Here is a 21,387-nt window from a genome sequence, read left to right on the forward strand (position 1 = left end):
TAAATTTAAAACCCGCCGGATATTCCGGCGGGTTTTTGTTTGCAATCTTCCATTTGGGTATTAATAGAAGAAATGGCTTTGGGAGGGGTGCAGATTGAAAATAGGTATGATAGGGCTTGGAAAGATGGGTCATAATCTGGCTCTGAATATGAAAGATAATGGCATAGACGTTGTTGCATACAGCAGGTCGCCTGAAAAGGTGGACATGATGAAAGAAGAAGGCATTCAGGGCGTATACACAATAGATGAGCTTTGTGAAAGCTTTGAAGAGCAAAGGGTGATATGGCTCATGGTGCCGGCTGGAGAAATTGTAGACAACGTCATAAGCCAGCTTGAGGGCAATTTGAGTAAAGGAGACATAATAATAGACGGAGGGAATTCCCACTACAGGGATTCGATAAGAAGATACGAGAAGCTGGCGAAAATCGGAGTGAGATTTATTGACATTGGAACAAGCGGAGGAATGGAAGGGGCCAGGAGCGGGGCATGCATGATGATAGGAGGCGACGATGAGGCGTTTGAAAAGCTTGAAGAAGTATTCTGGAAGATTTGCGTACGGAACGGATATTCATATATTGGAAGAAGCGGAAGCGGCCACTACGTCAAAATGATCCACAATGGCATAGAATACGGAATGCTCCAGGCGATAGGAGAAGGGTTTGAAATAATACAAAAGAGCGATTTTGACATAGACTTTGAGGATCTGTCAAAGGTGTGGAGTCACGGCTCTGTAATAAGGGGATGGCTCATGGAGCTTTGCCGAAGGGCATTTGAGAAGGACCCTTGCCTTGAGGGTGTGAGGGGGGTGATAGATTCGTCGGGAGAGGGTCTTTGGACCTTAGAGGAGGCGCTAAGGCTTCAGGTGCCCGCTTCTGTAATGGCGCAGTCCCTTTTTGCAAGATACTATTCAAAGGATGCGGACTCATTTTCGGCAAAGGTAATAGCGTCGCTTAGGAATGAGTTCGGCGGCCACAGTGTAACCAAAAGGCAGGGGTGATGATATGTGTCTGATTGTATTGTTTGGTGGAAGCGGCGACCTCAGCAGAAAAAAGCTCATGCCCTCCCTTTACAATCTCCAGTGCCAGGGGAAGCTTTCTGAAGACTGCCATGTATTTGCAATAGGAAGAAGGGAACGAAATGAAAAGGAGTATATTAAAGCTCTCAAGGAAGGGGCTTTTTCAAATTCAAGGCTTGGCGGGGACGAAAGGGCCTGGAAAAGCCTTTCGTCAAGGATATACTACAGGAATTTTGACTTCGGGGACGGGGCGGCTTATGAGAGACTTGAAGCTGAAATGTCAAAGCTCGAAAATGAAAAGGGGCTGAGCGGGTCGCGGATATACTATATGGCGGTATCTCCAGACTATTTCACACTCATAACAGACAGCATCGGCAAAGCGGGCATGAACAAGGGCGCAAAGGGCTCGTACAGAAGGCTCGTCATAGAAAAGCCTTTCGGCAGAAGCCTTGAAAGCGCAAGGCTTTTAAACTGTGAAATAAGCAGGGTGTTTCCTGAAAAGGACATATACAGGATAGACCACTATCTTGCCAAGGAGATGATACAAAACATTATGGGGATAAGGTTCTCGAATGCGATATTCGAGCCGCTTTGGAGCAGGGACAATATAGACAACATACAAATATCAGTATGCGAAAAGGACGGGGTGCAGGGCAGGGGCGGCTATTATGACGGCGCTGGGGCCCTTCGCGACATGGTCCAAAACCACATAATGCAGATGATATCGCTTATTTGCATGGAGCCCCCAATATCGCTTGAGGCCGATGAGATAAGGGACGAGAAGGTGAAGGTAATAAAGCATATTGAAAAAATAAAGGGTGGCAATTTAAAGGAAAGAATGGTGTTGGGGCAGTACTCTGCAGGAAATGTCGATGGAGGGGATGTGGCTGGATACAGGGATGAAGAAGGTGTTCCAAGCGACTCGGCAACTGAGACATTTGCGGCGCTGAAGCTTGAAGTGGCAAACAGGAGGTGGAAGGGAGTTCCCGTGTATATAAGGACTGGAAAGCGCATGAGCAGAAAACTTGCCCAGATAGTTGTGCAGTTCAAGACCTTCTGCCAGATACACGGCTTCGAGCCCTACAAAGAGCCCATGCCTAACCTGCTTGTCATAAGAGTCCAGCCGAAAGACGGGGTGTTTTTCCAGTTCAACATGAAAAAGCCGGGAAGCACAGAGGAGATAGTCACGCAGCAGATGGACTACTGCAGAAGCTGTGAGTACAGCGAGAATACGCCCCAGGCTTACGAAAGGCTGTTTGAGGACGTCATAAAGGGAGACGCTTCGCTTTTCACCAGATGGGATGAAATTGAAGGCTCGTGGAAAATAATAGATGAAATACTCAGCGGTTGCACAAGGGAAGAGCAGAACATGCAATTTTATGAAGCCGGCAGCATGGGACCTGATGAGTCAGAAGAGCTCCTGCAAAGGGAAGGCAGGAGGTGGTGGAACATTTGAAAAAGGGGAATGTTTACGACATATCGATGAGAATAGGCGAGTATATGAGCGTATACAAAAACAGGGATGAAAACAGGCCGGAGATTGAAACGGTCAGAAGCTTTGAAGACTCAAGCGCACATGAGTCGAAAATACACATGAACCTTCACACGGGCACTCACATAGACATGCCCCTTCACATAATAAAGGGCGGGGCAAGTTCTGACGAATTGGATATCACAAGGCTGATGGGAAGCTGCCGGGTGATAGACATGACGGGTGCGAAGGACAGTATAACAAGGGAGATGATCGAAGGGGAGGGAGTGAAGGAAGGGGAATTTCTGCTTTTAAAGACCAGAAATTCATTTTCTGAAAAATTCAATCCCGAATTTGTATACCTCGACAAGGAAGCTGCGATACTTATTGCGAAAAGAGGAGTGAGGGGAGTGGGGATAGACTCGCTTGGGATAGAGAGGGGGCAGGCGGGGCATCCTACTCACAGGGCGCTTCTTGAAAATGGAATAGTCATAATGGAGGGGCTGAGGCTAAGGGACGTTCCGGCAGGGGAATATGTACTTATAGCTCTGCCGCTTAGAATAGAAGGTGTTGAGGCCCTTCCTGTGAGAGCTGTCCTTATTGACAAGAATACGGCGGCTGACTTTGTGGAATCATTTATAAATGTTTAACCTAGTATGCATTATTGACAGGGGTAAATGAAATATATATTTCAATAATCTATTTTTGCAATGTAATAAAAAATTTTTTAAAAAAAACACTTGGGGATGATAAAACATTGCAAAAGCAGTATAATATATGGAGAGAATTGCAAGTAAGACAAGGGGGACCAAACAATGGCTAAAATCAATATGGCTCTTTGCCAGATGAGTGTTGAGGAAGGCAAGGAGCTAAACATAAAAGAGGCGGAAAGTCTTATAAGAGAAGCCGCTTCAAACGGGATAGACATGGCTGTGCTTCCAGAAATGTTCAACTGCCCGTACGACAACAAATATTTTCCTGAGTACGCTGAAGGCTATCCGGGGCAGACGACAATGGCTATTTCAAATCTTGCAAAGGAGCTTGGGATATACATAGTTGCGGGCTCGATACCTGAAAAAGATGGGGACAGCATATACAACACCTGCTATGTATTTGGCAGAGACGGAGAGTGCATAGGAAAGCACAGGAAAATGCACCTTTTCGACATAGACGTAAAGGGAAGGATTACATTCAAGGAGTCAGACGTACTTGGAAGCGGCGACCAGTGCACTGTATTTGAAACAGAGTTTTGCAATATAGGTGTTGCAATATGCTATGACATGAGATTTCCAGAGCTAATGAGGCTGATGGCTGTAAAGGGAGGAGCAAAGGTGATAATAGTGCCCGCGGCGTTCAACATGACTACAGGGCCAGCCCACTGGAGCACCACCTGCAAGACAAGGGCACTTGACAACCAGGTGTATTTCATAGCGGTGTCTCCTGCAAGGAATATAAAGTCAAGCTATACAGCATACGGACACTCCATAATTGCAGATCCGTGGGGCAACATTATAATGGAAGCCGACGAGAAGGAAGACATACTATACGGGGAGATAGACCTTGAAATGGTTGAAAAGGTAAGGCAGGAGCTTCCGCTCCTCCAGCACAGAAGACGCGATGTCTATTCGCTTAATTACAAGCATGATGGAATGGAATATTAAATCCCATTTCGTGGAATTTAAAAGACGGGGTGGCTTAAGGCTATTTTTTAAAGTATAATGTAAATATAATATACAATGTAAAAAAGAGGAGGCCTCCTCTTTTTTGCTTTTGTAAAATAAAAACGGGAAATAGGTGATATATAGATGATTCAAGGCGGTAAAAGCAGCTATCAAAACTTAAACGAAAAGCAAAGAGAAGCTGTTATGACTACGGAAGGCCCGCTACTCATACTTGCGGGAGCGGGCAGTGGAAAGACAACAGTTCTGGTAAACAGGATAGGCCACATACTAGATACAAATGGCGTATTTCCATCAAACATACTTGCGATAACATTTACAAACAAGGCCGCAAGGGAGATGAAGGAAAGGGTAGAGAGGATACTTGGAGATGAAAGCGACGGAATGTGGATAAGCACTTTCCACTCGTGCTGCGTAAGAATACTCAGGAAGAATATAGACAGGCTGGGGTACACAAGCTCATTTGTAATATACGACAGATCCGACCAGCTGACCCTTTTAAAGGGAGCGATAAAAGAGCTCGACATGAACGAGAAGCTATACGACCCTAAAATGGTAATAGGTCACATATCCGATGCAAAGGACAAACTGATAAGCCCGGCGGAGTTCATGAAGACATACAGGGACGATTTCAAGATGTCAAAAATAGCGGCCATATACGAAAGGTACCAAAAGAACCTGAAAAAGAACAACGCACTTGATTTTGACGACATAATAGTGAAGACTGTGGAGCTTTTCGAGAAAAATGAGGAAGTACTGGAGTTTTACCAGAGGAAGTTCAAATACGTAATGGTTGACGAGTACCAGGATACGAACAGGGCACAGTACAGGCTCGTAAGCCTCATATCAAGGCTTCACAAAAACCTTTGCGTTGTGGGTGACGACGACCAGTCCATATACGGCTGGAGGGGCGCCGACATTACAAACATACTGAATTTCGAAAAGGAGTTCAATGGAGCCGTAGTTATAAAGCTTGAGCAAAACTACAGGTCCACCCAGAACATACTCGACTCCGCAAATGCAGTAATAAAGAACAACAACGAGAGAAAGTCAAAAAACCTTTGGACAGACAAGTCAGGCGGAGAAAAGATAAAGGTATTCAAGGCCATGGACGAAAGAGAAGAAGGGGACTTCATATCCAGAAAGATAAGGGAGCTTACAGAAGGCGACAATGGCATGGGCGACTTTGCAGTTCTATACAGGACTAATGCCCAGTCGAGAGCTATAGAGGAAGCCTTAATGAGGCAAAACATCCCCTACAAGATATACGGCGGACTGAAATTCTACGACAGAAAAGAAATAAAGGACATAATAGCCTATCTAAGGCTTATACAAAACCCTCTTGACGACATAAGCCTCAAGAGGATAATAAACGTTCCTAAAAGGGGAATAGGCCTCAAGACCATAGAAAAGCTTGAAAGCTTTGCGTATTCAAAGGAAGAGAACATATACTCGGCGATGCTCGACCTGGAAGACGGACTCATTTCAACAAGGGCAAAATCAAAAGTTGAACAGTTTGTAAGCATAATATCGACACTCATGGCCATGAACGAATGCATGAATATATCGCTTCTTATAGAAAAGGTGCTTGAAGACACGGGCTATATGGAAGAGCTGAAAAATGAAAACAGCGTAGAGAGCCAGACTAGGATTGAAAACCTCAAGGAATTCATATCTTCTGCTGTTGAATTCGAGCAGATAAGCGAGGAAAAGGACCTTGAGACGTTCCTTGCGTCAATATCCCTTGTCTCGGATTTGGATTCGCTTGAAGAGGGAGACGACTACGTTTCAATAATGACCCTTCACAGTGCAAAGGGACTTGAGTTTCCGGTGGTATTCATGGTTGGAATGGAAGAAGGGATATTCCCATCGAGCAGATCTGTTCTTGACGAGGACAGGCTTGAAGAGGAAAGAAGGCTTTGCTATGTCGGCATAACAAGGGCGCAGCAGGAGCTGTATATGACTTATGCGAACGAAAGAACCATATATGGAAGGAAAAACTATGGAACAAACTCGAGATTTTTGAGCGAGCTGCCACAGGACTGCCTTCAAAGCTATAATGCAAAAATAGACAAGATCAAAAACCACCCTTCAAGCAATATAGACATGAGGGAGATAAAAAAGAATTTCACATTCGGATCTTCTGTAAAGCCTGAAGTGAAAAAAGACATAGACAACAGCGGAATAGAGCTTGGAAGCAGGATATCGCATCCGAAATTCGGAGAAGGGACCATAGTTTCCAAGACGGGAAATGATGTGACAATAGCGTTTGAGAACAAAGGCGTAAAAATGATAAACCTGGAATATGTAAAACTTGAAAAAATATAGTAAAATCCCCCTTTTAAAAAGGGGGATTTTTAGGTATAGTCGATATATATGCGAAAATCATATAATTGAATCGTTGGAGGCGACTATGGACAGTGAAAGATTAAAAAGGCTTATAAAATGCATTGGAGAGACAATTGCTGCGGACATTATAATATTGTTTACATTCTGGCGAATAAACCCGATGGCGGAAGAGTTTTTTGCAATGAACATGCATCCATTTGTAATTGTAAGCGCTGCTATTGCGCTCAGATATGGAAACTACCTGGGGGTCATAAGCGCAAGTATAACATCTGTAATCTTCGTATATGTGTATGGATTTTTGGGAAGGGACATGTACCTTTTTTTTGTCGATTTTGACAATTACAAGTTTCTGATAATGTTTTTTTTGACGGCGGTTGTGCTGGGAAGATTCAAGGACAATTATACATACAATATGGAAATGAGCAGTGAAAAATACAGGCTGCTGAATGAAAAGCATAAAGATCTCGAGCAGCTTTATGAGAAAAACAGGTTTATAAACAAGGAGCTTAAAAAGCAGATAGTGGATTCTGAAAACAGCATAATATCGCTTTATGAGATTGCATCGTCACTTGACTCTTTGGACCCGGAGGAGATATATACCCAGACCATGGGAATAATGGCGAGGTTTTTAGGTGCAAAGACGGTATCAATATACACTGTAAATGAAAAGAGGGATTTTCTAAGGCTAAAGCTGAGGATGGGGGAAGGCAGAGGCCTTTTAAACTCAATAGATATAAACAGCATACCGTGTGTTAAAAAGATAATAGATGGAAAACAGACAGTCAAATTCGACCATTCGATGAACTGCGGCGGGAATATGCCCATAATGGGAGCGCCCATAGTATACGAGGGTAGGACAATAGCTCTCATAAACCTTGAAGATGCAGAGTTTGACAGTATAACCGACTATTCATACTATCTTTTCAAGCTGATAACCGAATGGATAAACAAGGCCCTTGCGCAGGCGATAGCCATAGAAGGTCATATAAACAGGGATAAATATTATGAAGAGACGAGAATTATGAAATACAATGAATTTAGCGAAAGGCTTGCTGAGGAAAAAAAGAGAAAGATAAGGTTTGGTCTTGAATATGGGCTTTTGAAATTCAACCGTTTTGAAAAGAGCATCAAGAACATTGACAATACGCTTTCCGGGCTTATAAGGGATGTAGATGTCGTAGGATATGATGAATCCAAAGAAGAACTATACATTCTGCTTCCGGCCACCCCTCGAAAGGTCACCCATGTAGTGGAAGAAAGGCTTAAGGGAGAACTTGCAGTAGAATTGGAGCGGTTGTCATGATAAATAAAAAGGTATTCATATATGTTTTGGCAATAATTCTAATAAGCGCTGCATTCATACAGGTAGCAAGAACCGGAACACTTGAACAGGAGTTCTCAATAAACCAGGAGAGCGTGAAGACAGCTCTTAAAACTACCGCCTCTGAAAATATACCAAAGGACTGCCAGAAGGTAATAGCATTATATTCAAAAGACTATAAAGGTTCAAAAGATCTGCGTGACAATATGGAAAAAATACTTGAAATGGCAAGGCTTAATTTTGAAATGGTAGACATAGACTCGGAAGGCGTACTCGACAATGTCAATGGCGCGGGGAAAGACGACATAATAGTGGTAGGGACTGAAAAATTCGGGAACGTGAAGTACAATGATTTGCACAATGCGCTTATTTCCAAGGTTGAAAGCGGCACAAGTGCTGTTTTCATGGTGAGGTCTTACCAACCAGGGCTTGACAAGCTCTGTGGAATAGTGAAAAATGGCGGCTATATGGGGGAAACTGTATTTGGCATTGAGTTCCATCAAAAATTCTTCCCGGGACTGGATGAAATCAGCATGGGTAAGGATGACAGGAAGATAGCACATTCGTCGCTTGATGTAAAGCTGGGAGTCGGTGCAAAGCTAATTGCAAGCGCCCAGGGAACACCTGTGCTATGGACCAATGACTATGGAAGCGGAAGGGTGGTATATGTAAATTCCACATTGCTTATGGACAAAGCAAACAGGGGGATTATGACACAAAGCATTGCGCTTTCAAATGACAGGTTTATATACACAATTTTCAATGGAAAAATTGTCAACATAGACGATTTTCCGGCACCTGTAAAGCCGGGTACAGATGATGTGATATATGAGAATTATCATATGAACAACAACATGTTTTACAGGAATATATGGTGGTCATCACTCTACAATATGTCAAAAAAATACCATATGAAATACACGGGACTTGTCACAGGGGTTTATAACCTGGAGACGAAAAGCCCTCTTCCTAATATAGACGCTGAAGGCGCGCAGGACATAAAATATTTTGGAAGGAAGCTTTCGGAGATTGGGGGAGAACTTGGGATTCACGGTTACAACCACAACTCGCTTGCACTGAATGGCCAGATGGAGTTTGGCAAATACGGGTACTCACCCTGGGAATCAAAAGATGCGATGGAAGAAGGGCTTTTAAAGCTTAAAGAATCGCTTGAGGCCATGTATGGGAGAGACATTAATATATACACATATGTACCGCCTTCAAACATAATTTCAAAAGACGGCAAGGATGCTGTCAAAAATGTATTTCCAGAGATTAAGGTGTTTGCAGGACTCTATACGGGAATGCCTGAAAATGGAATGCTTTATCAGGAGTTTGGAAAGGACCCTGATATCGAAGGGGCATACGACCTTCCGAGGATAAGCTCTGGCTACGAATACAATAAATATGTGATGTGGGACATATACAGCGGCATAGCCCATTATGGAATAGTCAACCACTTCATACATCCTGACGACATTTTGGACGCTGAAAGGTCTTCAGATAGAAGCTGGGAAGAACTTGAAAGGGACATAGATTCAATATTCGGCGATATATACAGAAGATTCCCGTATCTTAGGGGGATGACAAGCAGACAGGCTGTAGAGGAATATATAAAAAATGAAAACCTGAATGTTTACGTGGAGTATGGGAGCGACTATATAAGAATAAGCCATGAGAACATGTCGCCGCCCGCATACCACGTGCTTAAAGTGAAAAATGGCAAAATAAGCAGCATAGATGGCGGAAAATACAGCATTTTGGACATTGAAAGAGGACTATATGTAGTGGAAGCCACATCTGCGGATGTGAATATAAAAATAGGCTATGAAAATAGGTGATTTCATGTATACGATTTTGAGCATAATATGCTTGGCGGCTGAGATTTGGGCTGTCTGGGCGAATGTGGGAATGAAATATTTCATATTGATCCATATCATTGCCGCAGCTGCCCTGCTTGCGGCCAAAAGGATTTTGAAGGGGGTCAGAAAAGACAGCCTTGAAAGCTTGATAATACTCATGATGCCAATGGGCGGACTGCTCGTGCATGTAGTGGTGGAGATTTGCTACAAGTTTTTAAGAATAGATGAAAATGCAGTAGCTGAGTATGAAGACTATATAAAATACAAGGAGTTTATAACTCTTCACAAGGACATAGACATCCAAAAGGAGATCAACATACTCAGCCTTGGCGACAGGCTTATGCATTCATCTTCTGAGGAGAAGAAAAGTGCCATAATGAGCCTCAATACAAATGACATCGAAGTTAAAACAGGAGTTTTAAGAAAGGCGCTTTTGGATAAAGACCCGGAAGTTGTACACTACGCTGCATCCACACTCAGCTTCATACATGACAGATATGAAAACAAGCTTTCGGATATGGAAAATGAGTACGCCAGAAGAAGTACGACTTCAAAGCTTTACGAACTCATATCCGAATACAAAAAGTATTTGAGTTTGGGGATTGTCGATGAGATTTCAAGGCCGGCCCATGAAAAAAAATATGTCAGCCTCCTCAAGGAGCTTGATTCAAGAAGCGGTGGGGATTTCGACATGGGCATAATGATTGCAAGGGAATATATAGAATACGGCAATATTGAAGGTGCGCTGGGAATACTCCAAAAGCTCAGATCAAAGCATGCTGACAGATATGAGGTCTATATAGAATACATGCACATTTGCTACAAGAAGAGAGATTTTAAATCTATAATAAGAACCGCCAAAAAGGTAAAGGAAATGGATATTAAAATACCTGATAAAGAGATGAAAATGGTGGATTTTTGGACTTGATAAGGAAGGTGAATCATGGAGATTTGCATTTTGGCTGAAGGTTCATACCCCTATGTTTCAGGAGGTGTATCCAGCTGGATACACACTCTTGTAAGGGGAATGCCGGACAAGAAATTCAAGATATTTTCCATAATGCCCTCGCTGTTGGAACTGGACGAGTATAAATATGAAATACCTGGAAATGTAGTCGAGATAAAGACTGTTGGCCTTAGAGACTATGAGGAACTAAGCCCTCAGTATTCAGGATTCAGTCCGAATATAGGAAATGATGAAAAAAAGCAGATAGAAAAGTTTTTGAAAATGGAAAGCGACATAGACTGGAATGCAATAAACAATATACTGTCAGACAAAGGCAGACTTGGAAACCCGGTGCAGTTTCTTCAAAGCAGGATGTTTTGGGATGTATATAGAGAATTTTACTCTCAGCACATGTTCAGGCGTGGCTTCAACAAGAGCTTTTGGACTGTAAGGTCAATGCTGCTTCCTGCAATAAACCTCATGCAGCAGGAACTGCCATCTGCAGATATTTACCACGCGGTGTCTACGGGATATGCGGGGCTAATGGCGAGCATAGCCAAGTCGAAGACTTCGAAGCCTTTCGTGCTTACAGAACACGGGATATATGCGAGGGAGAGGGAAGAGGAGATATTAAAGGCTTCGTGGATAGACGAGGACTACAGGAAAATGTGGATAGACTTTTTCTACTTCATATCCACATGCGCATATGAAAACGCAGACAGTATAGTGTCGCTTTTCGAGCGAAGCAGGTTTGTGCAGATACAGCTTGGAGCTCAGATCGAAAAGACAATGGTTGTGCCAAATGGAATAGACATACAAAACCTTAACATAGACCACAAAAAGGTTCATGAAAACAACATAGGAGCCATACTGAGGGTGGTTCCCATAAAGGACGTCAAGACTCTTGTGAGAGCGTTTAAGATAGTGAAGTCAAGCATCTACGACGCAAAGCTCTACCTCATAGGCCCGTATGACGAGGACAGGGAGTACCACGATGAAGTTGTCCAGCTCATAAAGAACCTTGAGCTGGAAGCAGACGTATACATAACAGGCAGTGTGGACATAAAAGAATATATGGAAAAGCTTGACGTTCTGGTGCTCACCTCAATATCGGAGGGGCAGCCTCTTGTAATGCTTGAGGGAATGGCGTGCAAAAGGCCTTTTGTATCGACTGATGTAGGAGCTTGCAGGGAGATAGTGGAAGGGGCTGGCGATGACAAGCTGGGCAAGTGCGGAATAATAACCCCCCCAGTATCGCCGATGGAGACCGCGAGCGGGATAATAGACATACTAAAAGACAGGGAAGCGGCAATGGCAATGGGGGAAACCGGCAGAAAAAGGGTGGAAAAACACTACACTAGAGAGCAGCTCATAGAAAGATACGTGCAGCTCTATGAAGGTCTGGGTGATTAAATGGCTGGCATTGGATTTACTCTTAAAAAACTCTTTGAAGATGAAAGTTATTCTGCAAGGAGCAAGGCATACGCATATTCGGCCCTTGTGAGCGCAGGGCCTTGGATAGCGGCGGTTGTAACGGTCAACATAATAATACTGCTTTCAAAGTTTTTCCTGGTTGAAATTGCCCAAAGGGACCTTTTCATGGGAACCATGGTTTACAGCTTTGTGTTTTCGCAGATAATAACGGCACCATGGCAGCTTTTGATAACGAGGTATGTATCAGACAGGCTGTATAACAGGGAGTATGCGCACATAAGACCTTCTCTAATAGGTCTTTCAAAGATAGTATTTGCAATAAGCTATATAGTCTCGGCGCTTTATTACTATCCCAAGGACATTTCGCTTGAATACAAGATAATGGCTGTATACCTGTTTGTTTTCATATCGATTGTGTGGATACTCATGGTATATCTGAGCGCTGTGAAAAACTATGCCATTATATCATGGGCGTATGGGGCGGGAGGCATAGTGTCCATAGGCATATCTGCGATCCTTTTCAAACATCCGATTGAATTCGCCCGAAATGCGGGGGCTTCGAATCTTCTTTTGGCGTACACACTAGGCATAACCGTGACGTTTGCCCTGCTGCTGTACAGTTTTTTAAAGAATTTTGAATCGGACAGCGCCCTGGAATACGACTTTATAAGGTATATGGATTCGTTCGCTGCCCTGTTTTTCACTGGCCTGTTTTACACCCTCGGACTTTGGGCGGATGACATAATAATGTGGTACAGCAGCCTCGGAGTCAGCATAGAAGAGGTGTACAGGTATGCGCCCCTTTACGACAACGGGGTTTTTTTGGCATATCTTACAGTGATTCCGACTATGATACTTTTCATGGTTTCTGTGGAAACAGAGTTTTACGACACATACAGAAAATACTTTGCATTTGCCACAAAAGACGCTTCATATGATGATATACAGTCGGCAAAAAACGAGATGAAGACATGCATATACAGAAACCTTATATACATAATGGAAAACCAGACAATAATATCCATAACGTGCATAGTAGTGGCGGGATTTGTGTTCTCAAGGCTGGGGCTTCCGATAATAGTCAAGGACATATTCAGAATATGCACGCTCGGGGCTCTTTGCAATATATTCATACTCATAATAATACTCATACTCCTTTATTTTGAGGCAAGAAATCATGCCCTTGCGATAGCGCTGAGCTTTTTTGCTTTGAACAGCCTTTTCACTCTATATTTTCTTCCCCTGGGGGTTGAATTTTATGGATTCGGATATTTTGCGGGTTCATTTGTAAGCCTTTGCATTGCCATAGTCACAATGATAATATTTTTGGAGGAGCTCGACTACCACACATTTGCAAAGCAGCCGCTATTTGAATCGAAAAGCCGGGGCTTTTTCACGAGAATGGCAGAAAGGCTTGAGCCGGGAAGAAACAGAGCGCCTGCAAAAAGGAGGGGCATCGATGCTTAGCTTTCAAGTTGGGGTAGCAGCTACGGTTGTGGTGATTGCAGTGTGCTTTGTGGGTGCACATGTCAACTTTAAGGACTCCTGGGCGATGCAAAGCAGAGCTCCGGGGGGGCAAAAATCGGGATATGCATTAGAGGAGCAAAAGGACGATTATGTAATATACTATGGAGACGACAGCAGCGACGCTGTTCAAAAGCTCTCGGAATATGATACAGTTGTAATAGAGCCCAAGAATTTTTCGAGGGAAAATGTACTGAAGCTCCAAAAAAGCGGAAGCCGCGTGCTGGGATACCTTAGCATAGTGGAGCAAAACGGGGACGACGTTGACTTCATATCTTTAAAGGACGGCTGGTTTTTCATGCCTGAAGGAGAGCAAATCAAAAATGAAGCGTGGAATTCATACTATATGGACATAAGGGAAAAGGGATACCAGAACTTCCTGTTGAGACAGATTTATGCACATGTGGTGAGCAAGGGGCTCGACGGCATTATGATTGACACTGTGGGTGACATAGACGATTCGCATTGGAGCGATGGAGTCAAATCGGGAATGAAGGACTCGTACAGGGATTTTCTCATGAGGATAAGAAAAAACTATTCAAAACTTTACATTATTCAAAACTGGGGGTTTAAAACGATATACACCCATTCAGGGGCCATGGTGGACGGCGTAATGTGGGAGGGGCTTTCAGACGGGATAATAGAAAGTGACCAGTGGAGCAGGGACTGGCTTGAAAAGCTCGGGGATATGGGGCTTGATATATATGCGGTTGTTCCAAGCGGAGGGACATTTGGAAATCATGGCAACAAAAACAGCAATGTATTTATATATAAAAGAGACGGCGACGTATACGACAGCGTAAATTGACAGAGGAGATGATGGCTTGAAAATCGAGAAAAAAGAAAGAGAATTTGCAAACGACCTCATAGAATTCATATATAAAAGCCCTACGGCATTTCACTGCATAGAAACGTGCAGGAACATGCTTGATGAAAAAGGCTTTGAAAGGCTGCATATTGCCGGGAAATGGGACGTGAAAAAGGGTGGAAAGTATTATGTGGAGAAGAATTCATCTGCAATAATAGCATTTACAGTAAACAGCGAAAACATAGAAGAGGAAGGATTCGGGATAATAGGATCACACTCGGACTTTCCGGCAATAAAGATAAAGCCTAGCCCTGAAATGGTTCAAAGCGAGGGATATTTTAAGCTCAACACTGAAATATACGGGGGCCCGATACTGAATACTTGGATGGACAGGCCGCTTGCAGTTGCTGGAAGGGTTGTTACAAAGGGGAAAAGTCCGCTAAGACCGGAGGAAACGCTTATAAACATAAAAAGGCCTGTAGCAGTGATACCAAATCTTGCAATACATATGAACAGGGAGGTCAACAAGGGGATAGAGCTAAACAGGCAAATAGACATGATTCCTCTTGTGTCTACAGTAGGCAAGCAGTTCAAAAAGGAAGGGTTCATAAAAAATCTCATTGCAGATGAGCTGGAGATAGACATTGAAAGCATAATAGATTTTGAACTCTATTTCTATGAATACGAAAAGGGAATGCTCTGCGGCCTTGACGGCGAGTTCATATCGGCTCCAAGACTTGATAACATTTCAATGGTGCATGCAAGCCTCAATGCCCTTTTGGCTTCGAGGGCAGACAGAGGAGTGAGCATTGTATGCGTATTTGACAATGAGGAGGTGGGCTCTTCTACAAAGCAGGGGGCGGATTCGCCAATGCTTAGAAATGTAATGGAGAGAATATGCATAGGACTTGGAAAGGACAGGGACGGATTTTTCAGAGGAATGTACAATTCATTCATGATATCGGCAGACCTCGCGCACGCTGTCCACCCGAACAAGCCCGAAAAGAGCGACCCTACGAGTAGGCCTGTAGTAAACGGCGGGCCTGCCATAAAGCTGAGCGCAAACCAGAGCTATACCACCGACGGACTGTCTGCTTCAATATACGAATCGATATGCGAAGGCGAAAAGATCCCATGCCAGAGATTCCTGAACAGGTCGGATGAGAGAGGCGGCTCCACCATAGGGCCTATATCATCGACCCACCTTGACATACAAAGCGTTGACGTGGGAAGCCCTGTGCTTGCCATGCATTCGGCAAGGGAGCTTGGCGGAGTGAAGGACCACAGCATGATATACAGGAGCTTTTTGAAATTTTTCGAACTGTAAAAATCAAACGGGTAAGTTTGCAAAATATTTCTTGAAATCCGTTTTGTGATATAATTGGATATATAGTTTATGGATGCAGGCTGATCAGATTAGCCTGCATGTGTTTTATCAGGGAAAAACAGAAAAAATATGGAGTGATTATTTTGGCGGAGCTTTTTCAGCATCTCGTAAATAATTTGGGGTATGTAATAGTAATAACATTCTTCATATCCAGATTCAAGGGTTTCAGGCAGATAATAATAAAGGAAAAATTCAAAGCGGCAGACATGGTGCTTCTTGCTGTGATATTTGGAACATTTGGAATAATGGGAACCTATGTGGGAATAGATGTAAATGGCGCGATAGCAAACACCAGAAACATAGGAATAATGGTGGGCGGAATACTGTGCGGGCCTTTTGTGGGAATTGTGTCTTCCATGATTGCTGCGGTTCACAGGATTGCCATAGACATAGGCGGAATAACGGCCATCCCATGCGCCATATCCACCGTGGTGGGAGGAGTGCTTTCAGGAATCATATACAAAAGGGCCAAGCTGAAAAACAGATGGGTGTGGGGCCTCGGAGGCGGAATACTGCTGGAGAGCCTCAGCATGCTTCTTATACTGATTATGTCAAAGCCTTTCGACACGGCATACCAGATAGTAAAGGACATATATATCCCAATGATGATGGTCAACGGGGGAGGGATAGCAATAGTCATACTGATGATAGAGAACATATTTGAGGAGCAGGAGGAGATAGGCGCAAAGCAGTCGAAACTCGCACTTGAGATAGCCAATATGACCCTTCCGTATTTCAGGGACATAAATCCAAAGTCACTTGAAAACGTATGCAAAATAATAAAGGAGAAAGTGGGCGCAGATGCGGTCGCTATAACTGACAATGATACCGTAAGAGCCCATGTGGGGCTTGGGGACGACCACCATATAGAGGGCCAAAACATACTGACACATGCGACTGAGGATGTAATAAGGCTTGGCAAGGTAAGTGTGCTTCAAAGACCTTCTGAGATAGGCTGCAGCCACCCCGACTGTCCTTTAAGATCAGCCATAGTTGTTCCGCTTAAAGAGCAGGACAGTGTAATAGGGGCGCTAAAGATATACTACGGGAAGGAAAATGCAGTGCTTCAAAGCAGCATAATACTCGCTCAGGGGCTTTCGCAGCTGATATCCACCCAGATGGAGCTGAGCAAGATAGAAAAGCTGAGGGGCATGGCCACGAGGGCCGAGCTCAAGGCGCTTCAGGCCCAGATAAACCCCCATTTCATGTTCAATGCGCTCAATACAATAGTTTCATTCATAAGAATAGATCCGGACAAGGCAAGAGCGCTTATAATAGACCTTTCGACTTACCTTAGGCACAATATAGGAAGCGACGAGCAGCTTGTCGACATAAAAAAAGAGATGGAGCATGTGAACGCCTATGTCAAAATAGAACAGGCCAGATTTGGTGACAAGCTTAGCGTGGTATGGGACATAGATGACGACATAGACATAAAGATACCTTCGTTTCTAATACAGCCCCTTGTTGAAAATTCAATAAAACACGGGATACTCAAAGGGGCGGGGTTTGGAACCGTAAGAATAAATGCTAAGAAAACTCCTGAAGGAGTGGTGGTTTCGATAGAAGACGACGGAATGGGAATATCCAAGGATGTAATAGACTGCATCTATTCAGGCGCCGAGTCGAGCAGGACGGACAAGGGAGGGATAGGCCTTTCGAATGTACACAACAGGATAAGGCTCATGTACGGGAAAGGCGTAACAATAGAAAGGCTCCCAAAAGGAACAAGGATTAGTTTTGTGGTCAAATAGACGCTGAGGAGGTGAGGGATTTGAACTGCATAATTGTTGACGACGAATATCCTGCAAGAGAAGAACTCAAATATTTTATAAGGGAATTCAGCGACATAGAAATACTCGAGGAGTTTGACAGCCCGCTTGAAGCGCTAAAATACATTGAAAAACAAAACGTGGATGTGATATTTTTAGACATAAGCATGCCCGGGCTTGACGGAATCTCTCTGGGACGCATAATAAGCAGGTTCGAGGAAAAACCTAAAATAGTATTCATAACCGCATACAGGGAGCATGCCATAGACGCATTTGAAATAGACGCATTTGACTATATATTGAAGCCGTATTCAAAAGAGCGGATAATAGGACTTTTAAAAAAGCTCCAAAAAAGCAGCGCGAAGGCATCAGGGGAATCCATAGAAAAGATAACGCTTTGGAAAGACGAAAAGATAATAGTGCTTGACATTGGCGACATATATTACTGCGAGGCAAGCGAAAGAAACACAATAGTGCATTCAAAGGACGAGAGCTATATTGAAAACACAAGCATATCCGACTTTTACAAGAGGCTTCCAAAGGACAGGTTCTTCAGGACGCACAGGTCTTATATAGTCAATCTGGACAAGATAAAGGAGATAATACCCTGGTTCAACAACACATACAATATAAGGCTTAAAGACGACGTCGGAGAAGTTCCTGTCAGCAGGAGCAACATAAAGGACTTTAGAAAAATAATGGGAATATGAGTGGAATACAGAGCATGTTATCTGATTGCAGATAATGTGCTTTTTTTTGCAACTCATGCGTAATTTACAGAAAACTTTTGAAGCGTGGCTATAATGAGATTAACAAGTCAAGTATGTAGGCGTTTGAGAAAACGTTTTACAAAATGAAGAGGAGGAAATTTTATGGTTACGTTTTTCGCTTCAATTGCACTTCTTATAATAGGTTATTTGGTATATGGAAAAGTTGTTGAAAACGTATTTGGAATTGAAGATTCAAAGCCGACTCCAGCCATTGAGATGGAAGACGGCGTGGACTATATTCCAATGAGCTGGCCGAGGATATTCCTGATACAGTTCCTTAACATAGCGGGGCTAGGACCCATATTTGGAGCCATAGCGGGTGCGCTTTGGGGGCCTGTGGCGTTTTTATGGATAGTATTCGGATGTATATTCGCGGGAGCGGTCCACGATTATTTCTCGGGAATGCTTTCTATAAGGCACGGAGGAAGCAGCATACCCGAGATAGTGGGCTTTTATCTTGGCGACAATGTAAAGCAGATAATGAGGGTTTTCACGGTGGTGCTTCTGCTTCTTGTAGGTGTGGTATTCGTAATGGGGCCGGCAGGACTTTTAAGCAATATTACAGGAATGAAGTCGACAATATGGGTAGGGATAATAATAGTATATTACCTTTTGGCTACAGTTCTACCGGTGGACAAGCTTATAGGGAAGATATATCCGCTGTTTGGAGCTTCTCTTTTGATAATGGCATTTGGAATTGGAGGGGGAATAGTTCTAAAGGGGTATTCAATACCTGAACTTACTCTTGCAAACCTTCACCCTAAGTCAGTTTCAATATTCCCTTTTCTTTTCATAACAATAGCGTGCGGAGCAATATCTGGATTCCACGCAACGCAGTCGCCTCTCATGGCAAGATGTACTCAAAGGGAAAGCGAAGCGAGAAGGATATTCTACGGTTCAATGATAGCAGAAGGAATAATAGCGCTGATATGGGCTGCGGCTGCAATGTCGTTCTTCGGAGGAACGGAGGGTCTTGCAGGAGCGCTTGCAAACGGAGGACCGGCGGTTGTGGTAAATCAGATTTCATCGACAATACTTGGAAAAGTAGGTGGAGTTCTTGCACTTCTTGGAGTGGTTGCATGTCCTATAACTTCCGGAGATACGGCGTTTAGAAGCGCAAGGCTTGCAATATCGGACTCTATCGGGCTTAAGCAGGACAAGCCTAAAAACAGATACATGGTTGCAGTGCCCCTTTTCGCAGTGGGGATAGCACTTACAATGATGGACTTTTCAATAATATGGAGATACTTCTCATGGGCTAACCAGACGCTTGCAATGATAGTGCTTTGGGCTTCAGCGGCATATCTTGCCCAAAAGGGAGCTTTCCACTGGATGTGCAGCATCCCTGCGGTATTCATGAGCGCCGTGACCACGGCATATATACTCCAGGCCCCAGAAGGCTTCAGCCTTCCGGCGCAAATGTCAAATGTCACTGGAATAGCAGTTTCAGTAGTATTCCTCGGACTTTTCATGAGAAACATAGGAAAGCAAAAGAAAGAAGTGAAAGAGTCGACAGTAGCTTAATTTCATATAGATCCCCCTTTGTGAAACAGCCGCGGCATACATATGCCGGGGCTGTTTCAATACCCATATGATTACAATTTTTCATGAGTGTGGATTGCCTGTTTCCACTTTACAGTTATGTAAGGTATAAGTTCTTGACAAAAACAGCCCGTCCATGTAAACTTGTAGACGTTGAATAAAAAAAGTTTCGGAAATGTTTCGAAAACTTCAAAAAGTTGATGAAGAATATTAATATAAAACGGCATAAATGTGGCTGAATGTCATTGGAGATACCCAAAAGGGTAACCAAAGGAGCAAGGAATGGAAATGCGATGGTCCGTTTTGAAACTCTCAGGTCAAAAGACAATGGCAGGACACGCCCCTGGAGAGACCCGTAAAGGGCATCGAAGAAGAAACCCAGCTACTTGGGGAATCTTTCAGATAAAAGGACAGGGTATGAATCTGCATGTGGGGTTTCTACATGCAGATTCATATACTGTTTTTTTTATATTTCGAAAATAAAACCGAAAACAATACTGATAAAAATTCCGGAGGTGTTTTAGGTGAATGTTTTCATAGTTGAAAAGGACGCCAGCATAGTTGAAAGGCTGGAAAAGATAGTCGAAGGCAGAAATCTGGGAAGCATAATAGGCCACTGCAGCGATGTTGAACTTGCAGAGGAAAAGATAATGAAATTCAATCCGGACATGGTAATTGCAGACATAAACATGACTGAAAACAAGGGGATATCGCTTATAGGAAATCTCAAGAAAAAGCTTTCTAACACACAGGTAATAGCCCTGTCAGACGCCTCGTCCAAGGACATAGTGGAAAGGGCATATAAAAAAGGGCTGGATTATTACATATACAAGCCTGTAAACGAAGTCGAGGTTGGAAATGTAGTTAAAAATCTTAAAAAGCAGTTTGAAATGAAAAAGCTGTTCAATCAGATGAAGGGATTTTTTGACATATCGACGCTGCCTGAGATCGAAGAGCCTAAAAAGAGCATTGACTGCAGAACAAGAGAAGTTATGAGGAATATAGGGATAACGGGAGAGTGCGGAAGCGCCGACATAATGAAAGTCGTAAAATTTCTAATAGACTCGGGAAAAACAATGGATGACTACAAGATTAAAGAGCTGTGCCTTAAATTCACCGACAACTACAAGACCATGGAGCAAAGGATGAGAAGAACCGCCACTGTGGGGATTATAAATCTTGCTAACATGGGAATAGAGGATTACATGGACGATACATTCATTGAGTATTCAAAAGGGCTATACAGCTTTGAACAGGTGAGAAGGGAAATGGACAGCATAAGGAGAAATGGAAAGCGCGGGGGAAAGATAAACCTCAAAAAATTCATAAACGGCATAATATTCTATGCCACGAAATAAAAAGACAAGTGTAAAACTTTATAATTCTATAATGACAATGCAGCTGCACAGGGACGTTCTAGTGCAGTTTTTTTATTTTTAAAACAGAATATGCAAAAAATATTTGGAACATAGTGTAATGTATAATGGTGAACATGTATATTAAATTT

At 43.2% G+C, this 21,387-nt stretch carries 16 protein-coding genes and 1 riboswitch; all 16 genes read left to right on the forward strand.

The window, feature by feature from the left end:
• The first annotated feature begins 94 nt into the window (after positions 1–94).
• Positions 95–997, forward strand: a complete 903-nt coding sequence (gene gnd / locus BUQ87_RS04810) for a phosphogluconate dehydrogenase (NAD(+)-dependent, decarboxylating) (RefSeq protein WP_038267597.1) — start codon at positions 95–97, stop codon at positions 995–997.
• A 4-nt stretch (positions 998–1,001) separates the two neighbouring features.
• Positions 1,002–2,471 carry a glucose-6-phosphate dehydrogenase gene (zwf, locus tag BUQ87_RS04815; protein WP_038267600.1) on the forward strand — a complete coding sequence of 490 codons (1,470 nt, stop codon included), beginning with the start codon at positions 1,002–1,004 and terminating at the stop codon, positions 2,469–2,471.
• Positions 2,468–3,136 (forward strand): cyclase family protein, encoded by a 669-nt coding sequence (locus tag BUQ87_RS04820; RefSeq protein WP_242943776.1) that lies wholly within the window; start codon positions 2,468–2,470, stop codon positions 3,134–3,136. The genes zwf and BUQ87_RS04820 overlap by 4 nt, the downstream gene beginning before the upstream one ends.
• Before the next feature lie 165 nt (positions 3,137–3,301).
• Positions 3,302–4,147 carry a carbon-nitrogen hydrolase family protein gene (locus BUQ87_RS04825; RefSeq protein ID WP_038267602.1) on the forward strand — a complete coding sequence of 282 codons (846 nt, stop codon included), beginning with the start codon at positions 3,302–3,304 and terminating at the stop codon, positions 4,145–4,147.
• Positions 4,148–4,291: 144 nt separating this feature from the next.
• Positions 4,292–6,493 carry a DNA helicase PcrA gene (pcrA, locus tag BUQ87_RS04830; RefSeq protein WP_038267604.1) on the forward strand — a complete coding sequence of 734 codons (2,202 nt, stop codon included), beginning with the start codon at positions 4,292–4,294 and terminating at the stop codon, positions 6,491–6,493.
• A gap of 85 nt (positions 6,494–6,578) precedes the next feature.
• Positions 6,579–7,817, forward strand: coding sequence for a GAF domain-containing protein (locus tag BUQ87_RS04835; RefSeq protein WP_038267607.1), 1,239 nt, complete (start codon positions 6,579–6,581; stop codon positions 7,815–7,817).
• Positions 7,814–9,676 (forward strand): DUF2194 domain-containing protein, encoded by a 1,863-nt coding sequence (locus BUQ87_RS04840; RefSeq protein WP_038267610.1) that lies wholly within the window; start codon positions 7,814–7,816, stop codon positions 9,674–9,676. Before BUQ87_RS04835 ends, BUQ87_RS04840 begins: the two co-directional genes overlap by 4 nt.
• Positions 9,663–10,625: a hypothetical protein gene (locus BUQ87_RS04845; protein ID WP_038267612.1), complete on the forward strand. Its 963-nt coding sequence runs from the start codon at positions 9,663–9,665 to the stop codon at positions 10,623–10,625. The genes BUQ87_RS04840 and BUQ87_RS04845 overlap by 14 nt, the downstream gene beginning before the upstream one ends.
• A gap of 15 nt (positions 10,626–10,640) precedes the next feature.
• Positions 10,641–12,056, forward strand: a complete 1,416-nt coding sequence (gene pelF / locus BUQ87_RS04850) for a GT4 family glycosyltransferase PelF (protein WP_038267615.1) — start codon at positions 10,641–10,643, stop codon at positions 12,054–12,056.
• The gene (pelG, locus tag BUQ87_RS04855; RefSeq protein ID WP_038267617.1) at positions 12,057–13,544 is read left to right on the forward strand and encodes an exopolysaccharide Pel transporter PelG; all 1,488 of its coding nucleotides are present in this window, start codon (positions 12,057–12,059) and stop codon (positions 13,542–13,544) included. It abuts the gene before it with no gap.
• Positions 13,537–14,409, forward strand: a complete 873-nt coding sequence (locus BUQ87_RS04860) for a glycoside hydrolase family 66 protein (protein WP_038267619.1) — start codon at positions 13,537–13,539, stop codon at positions 14,407–14,409. The genes pelG and BUQ87_RS04860 overlap by 8 nt, the downstream gene beginning before the upstream one ends.
• A gap of 16 nt (positions 14,410–14,425) precedes the next feature.
• Positions 14,426–15,736 carry a M18 family aminopeptidase gene (locus tag BUQ87_RS04865; protein WP_242943777.1) on the forward strand — a complete coding sequence of 437 codons (1,311 nt, stop codon included), beginning with the start codon at positions 14,426–14,428 and terminating at the stop codon, positions 15,734–15,736.
• Positions 15,737–15,879: 143 nt separating this feature from the next.
• A complete protein-coding gene (locus BUQ87_RS04870) occupies positions 15,880–17,550 on the forward strand; it encodes a sensor histidine kinase (RefSeq protein ID WP_038267621.1) in 1,671 nt (556 codons plus the stop codon).
• A gap of 11 nt (positions 17,551–17,561) precedes the next feature.
• The gene (locus BUQ87_RS04875; RefSeq protein WP_334292805.1) at positions 17,562–18,278 is read left to right on the forward strand and encodes a LytR/AlgR family response regulator transcription factor; all 717 of its coding nucleotides are present in this window, start codon (positions 17,562–17,564) and stop codon (positions 18,276–18,278) included.
• 162 nt (positions 18,279–18,440) lie between these two features.
• Positions 18,441–19,862 (forward strand): carbon starvation CstA family protein, encoded by a 1,422-nt coding sequence (locus BUQ87_RS04880; RefSeq protein WP_038267624.1) that lies wholly within the window; start codon positions 18,441–18,443, stop codon positions 19,860–19,862.
• A gap of 351 nt (positions 19,863–20,213) precedes the next feature.
• A riboswitch (glycine riboswitch) is annotated at positions 20,214–20,304 on the forward strand.
• Between the two features lie 100 nt (positions 20,305–20,404).
• Positions 20,405–21,238: a DNA-binding domain-containing protein gene (locus BUQ87_RS04885; RefSeq protein ID WP_038267629.1), complete on the forward strand. Its 834-nt coding sequence runs from the start codon at positions 20,405–20,407 to the stop codon at positions 21,236–21,238.
• Positions 21,239–21,387: the final 149 nt, after the last annotated feature.

The sequence above is a fragment of the Peptoclostridium litorale DSM 5388 genome (assembly GCF_900141635.1).
GTDB lineage: Bacteria > Bacillota > Clostridia > Peptostreptococcales > Peptostreptococcaceae > Peptoclostridium > Peptoclostridium litorale.

Excerpts from the sequence above, each read along its gene's own strand:
- BUQ87_RS04835 (WP_038267607.1), top strand. The coding sequence starts at position 6,579 with ATGGACAGTGAAAGATTAAAAAGGCTTATAAAATGCATTGGAGAGACA.
- BUQ87_RS04860 (WP_038267619.1), top strand. The coding sequence starts at position 13,537 with ATGCTTAGCTTTCAAGTTGGGGTAGCAGCTACGGTTGTGGTGATTGCA.
- BUQ87_RS04845 (WP_038267612.1), top strand. The coding sequence starts at position 9,663 with ATGAAAATAGGTGATTTCATGTATACGATTTTGAGCATAATATGCTTG.
- zwf (WP_038267600.1), top strand. The coding sequence starts at position 1,002 with ATGTGTCTGATTGTATTGTTTGGTGGAAGCGGCGACCTCAGCAGAAAA.
- BUQ87_RS04880 (WP_038267624.1), top strand. The coding sequence starts at position 18,441 with ATGGTTACGTTTTTCGCTTCAATTGCACTTCTTATAATAGGTTATTTG.
- pelF (WP_038267615.1), top strand. The coding sequence starts at position 10,641 with ATGGAGATTTGCATTTTGGCTGAAGGTTCATACCCCTATGTTTCAGGA.
- BUQ87_RS04825 (WP_038267602.1), top strand. The coding sequence starts at position 3,302 with ATGGCTAAAATCAATATGGCTCTTTGCCAGATGAGTGTTGAGGAAGGC.
- pelG (WP_038267617.1), top strand. The coding sequence starts at position 12,057 with ATGGCTGGCATTGGATTTACTCTTAAAAAACTCTTTGAAGATGAAAGT.
- BUQ87_RS04840 (WP_038267610.1), top strand. The coding sequence starts at position 7,814 with ATGATAAATAAAAAGGTATTCATATATGTTTTGGCAATAATTCTAATA.
- pcrA (WP_038267604.1), top strand. The coding sequence starts at position 4,292 with ATGATTCAAGGCGGTAAAAGCAGCTATCAAAACTTAAACGAAAAGCAA.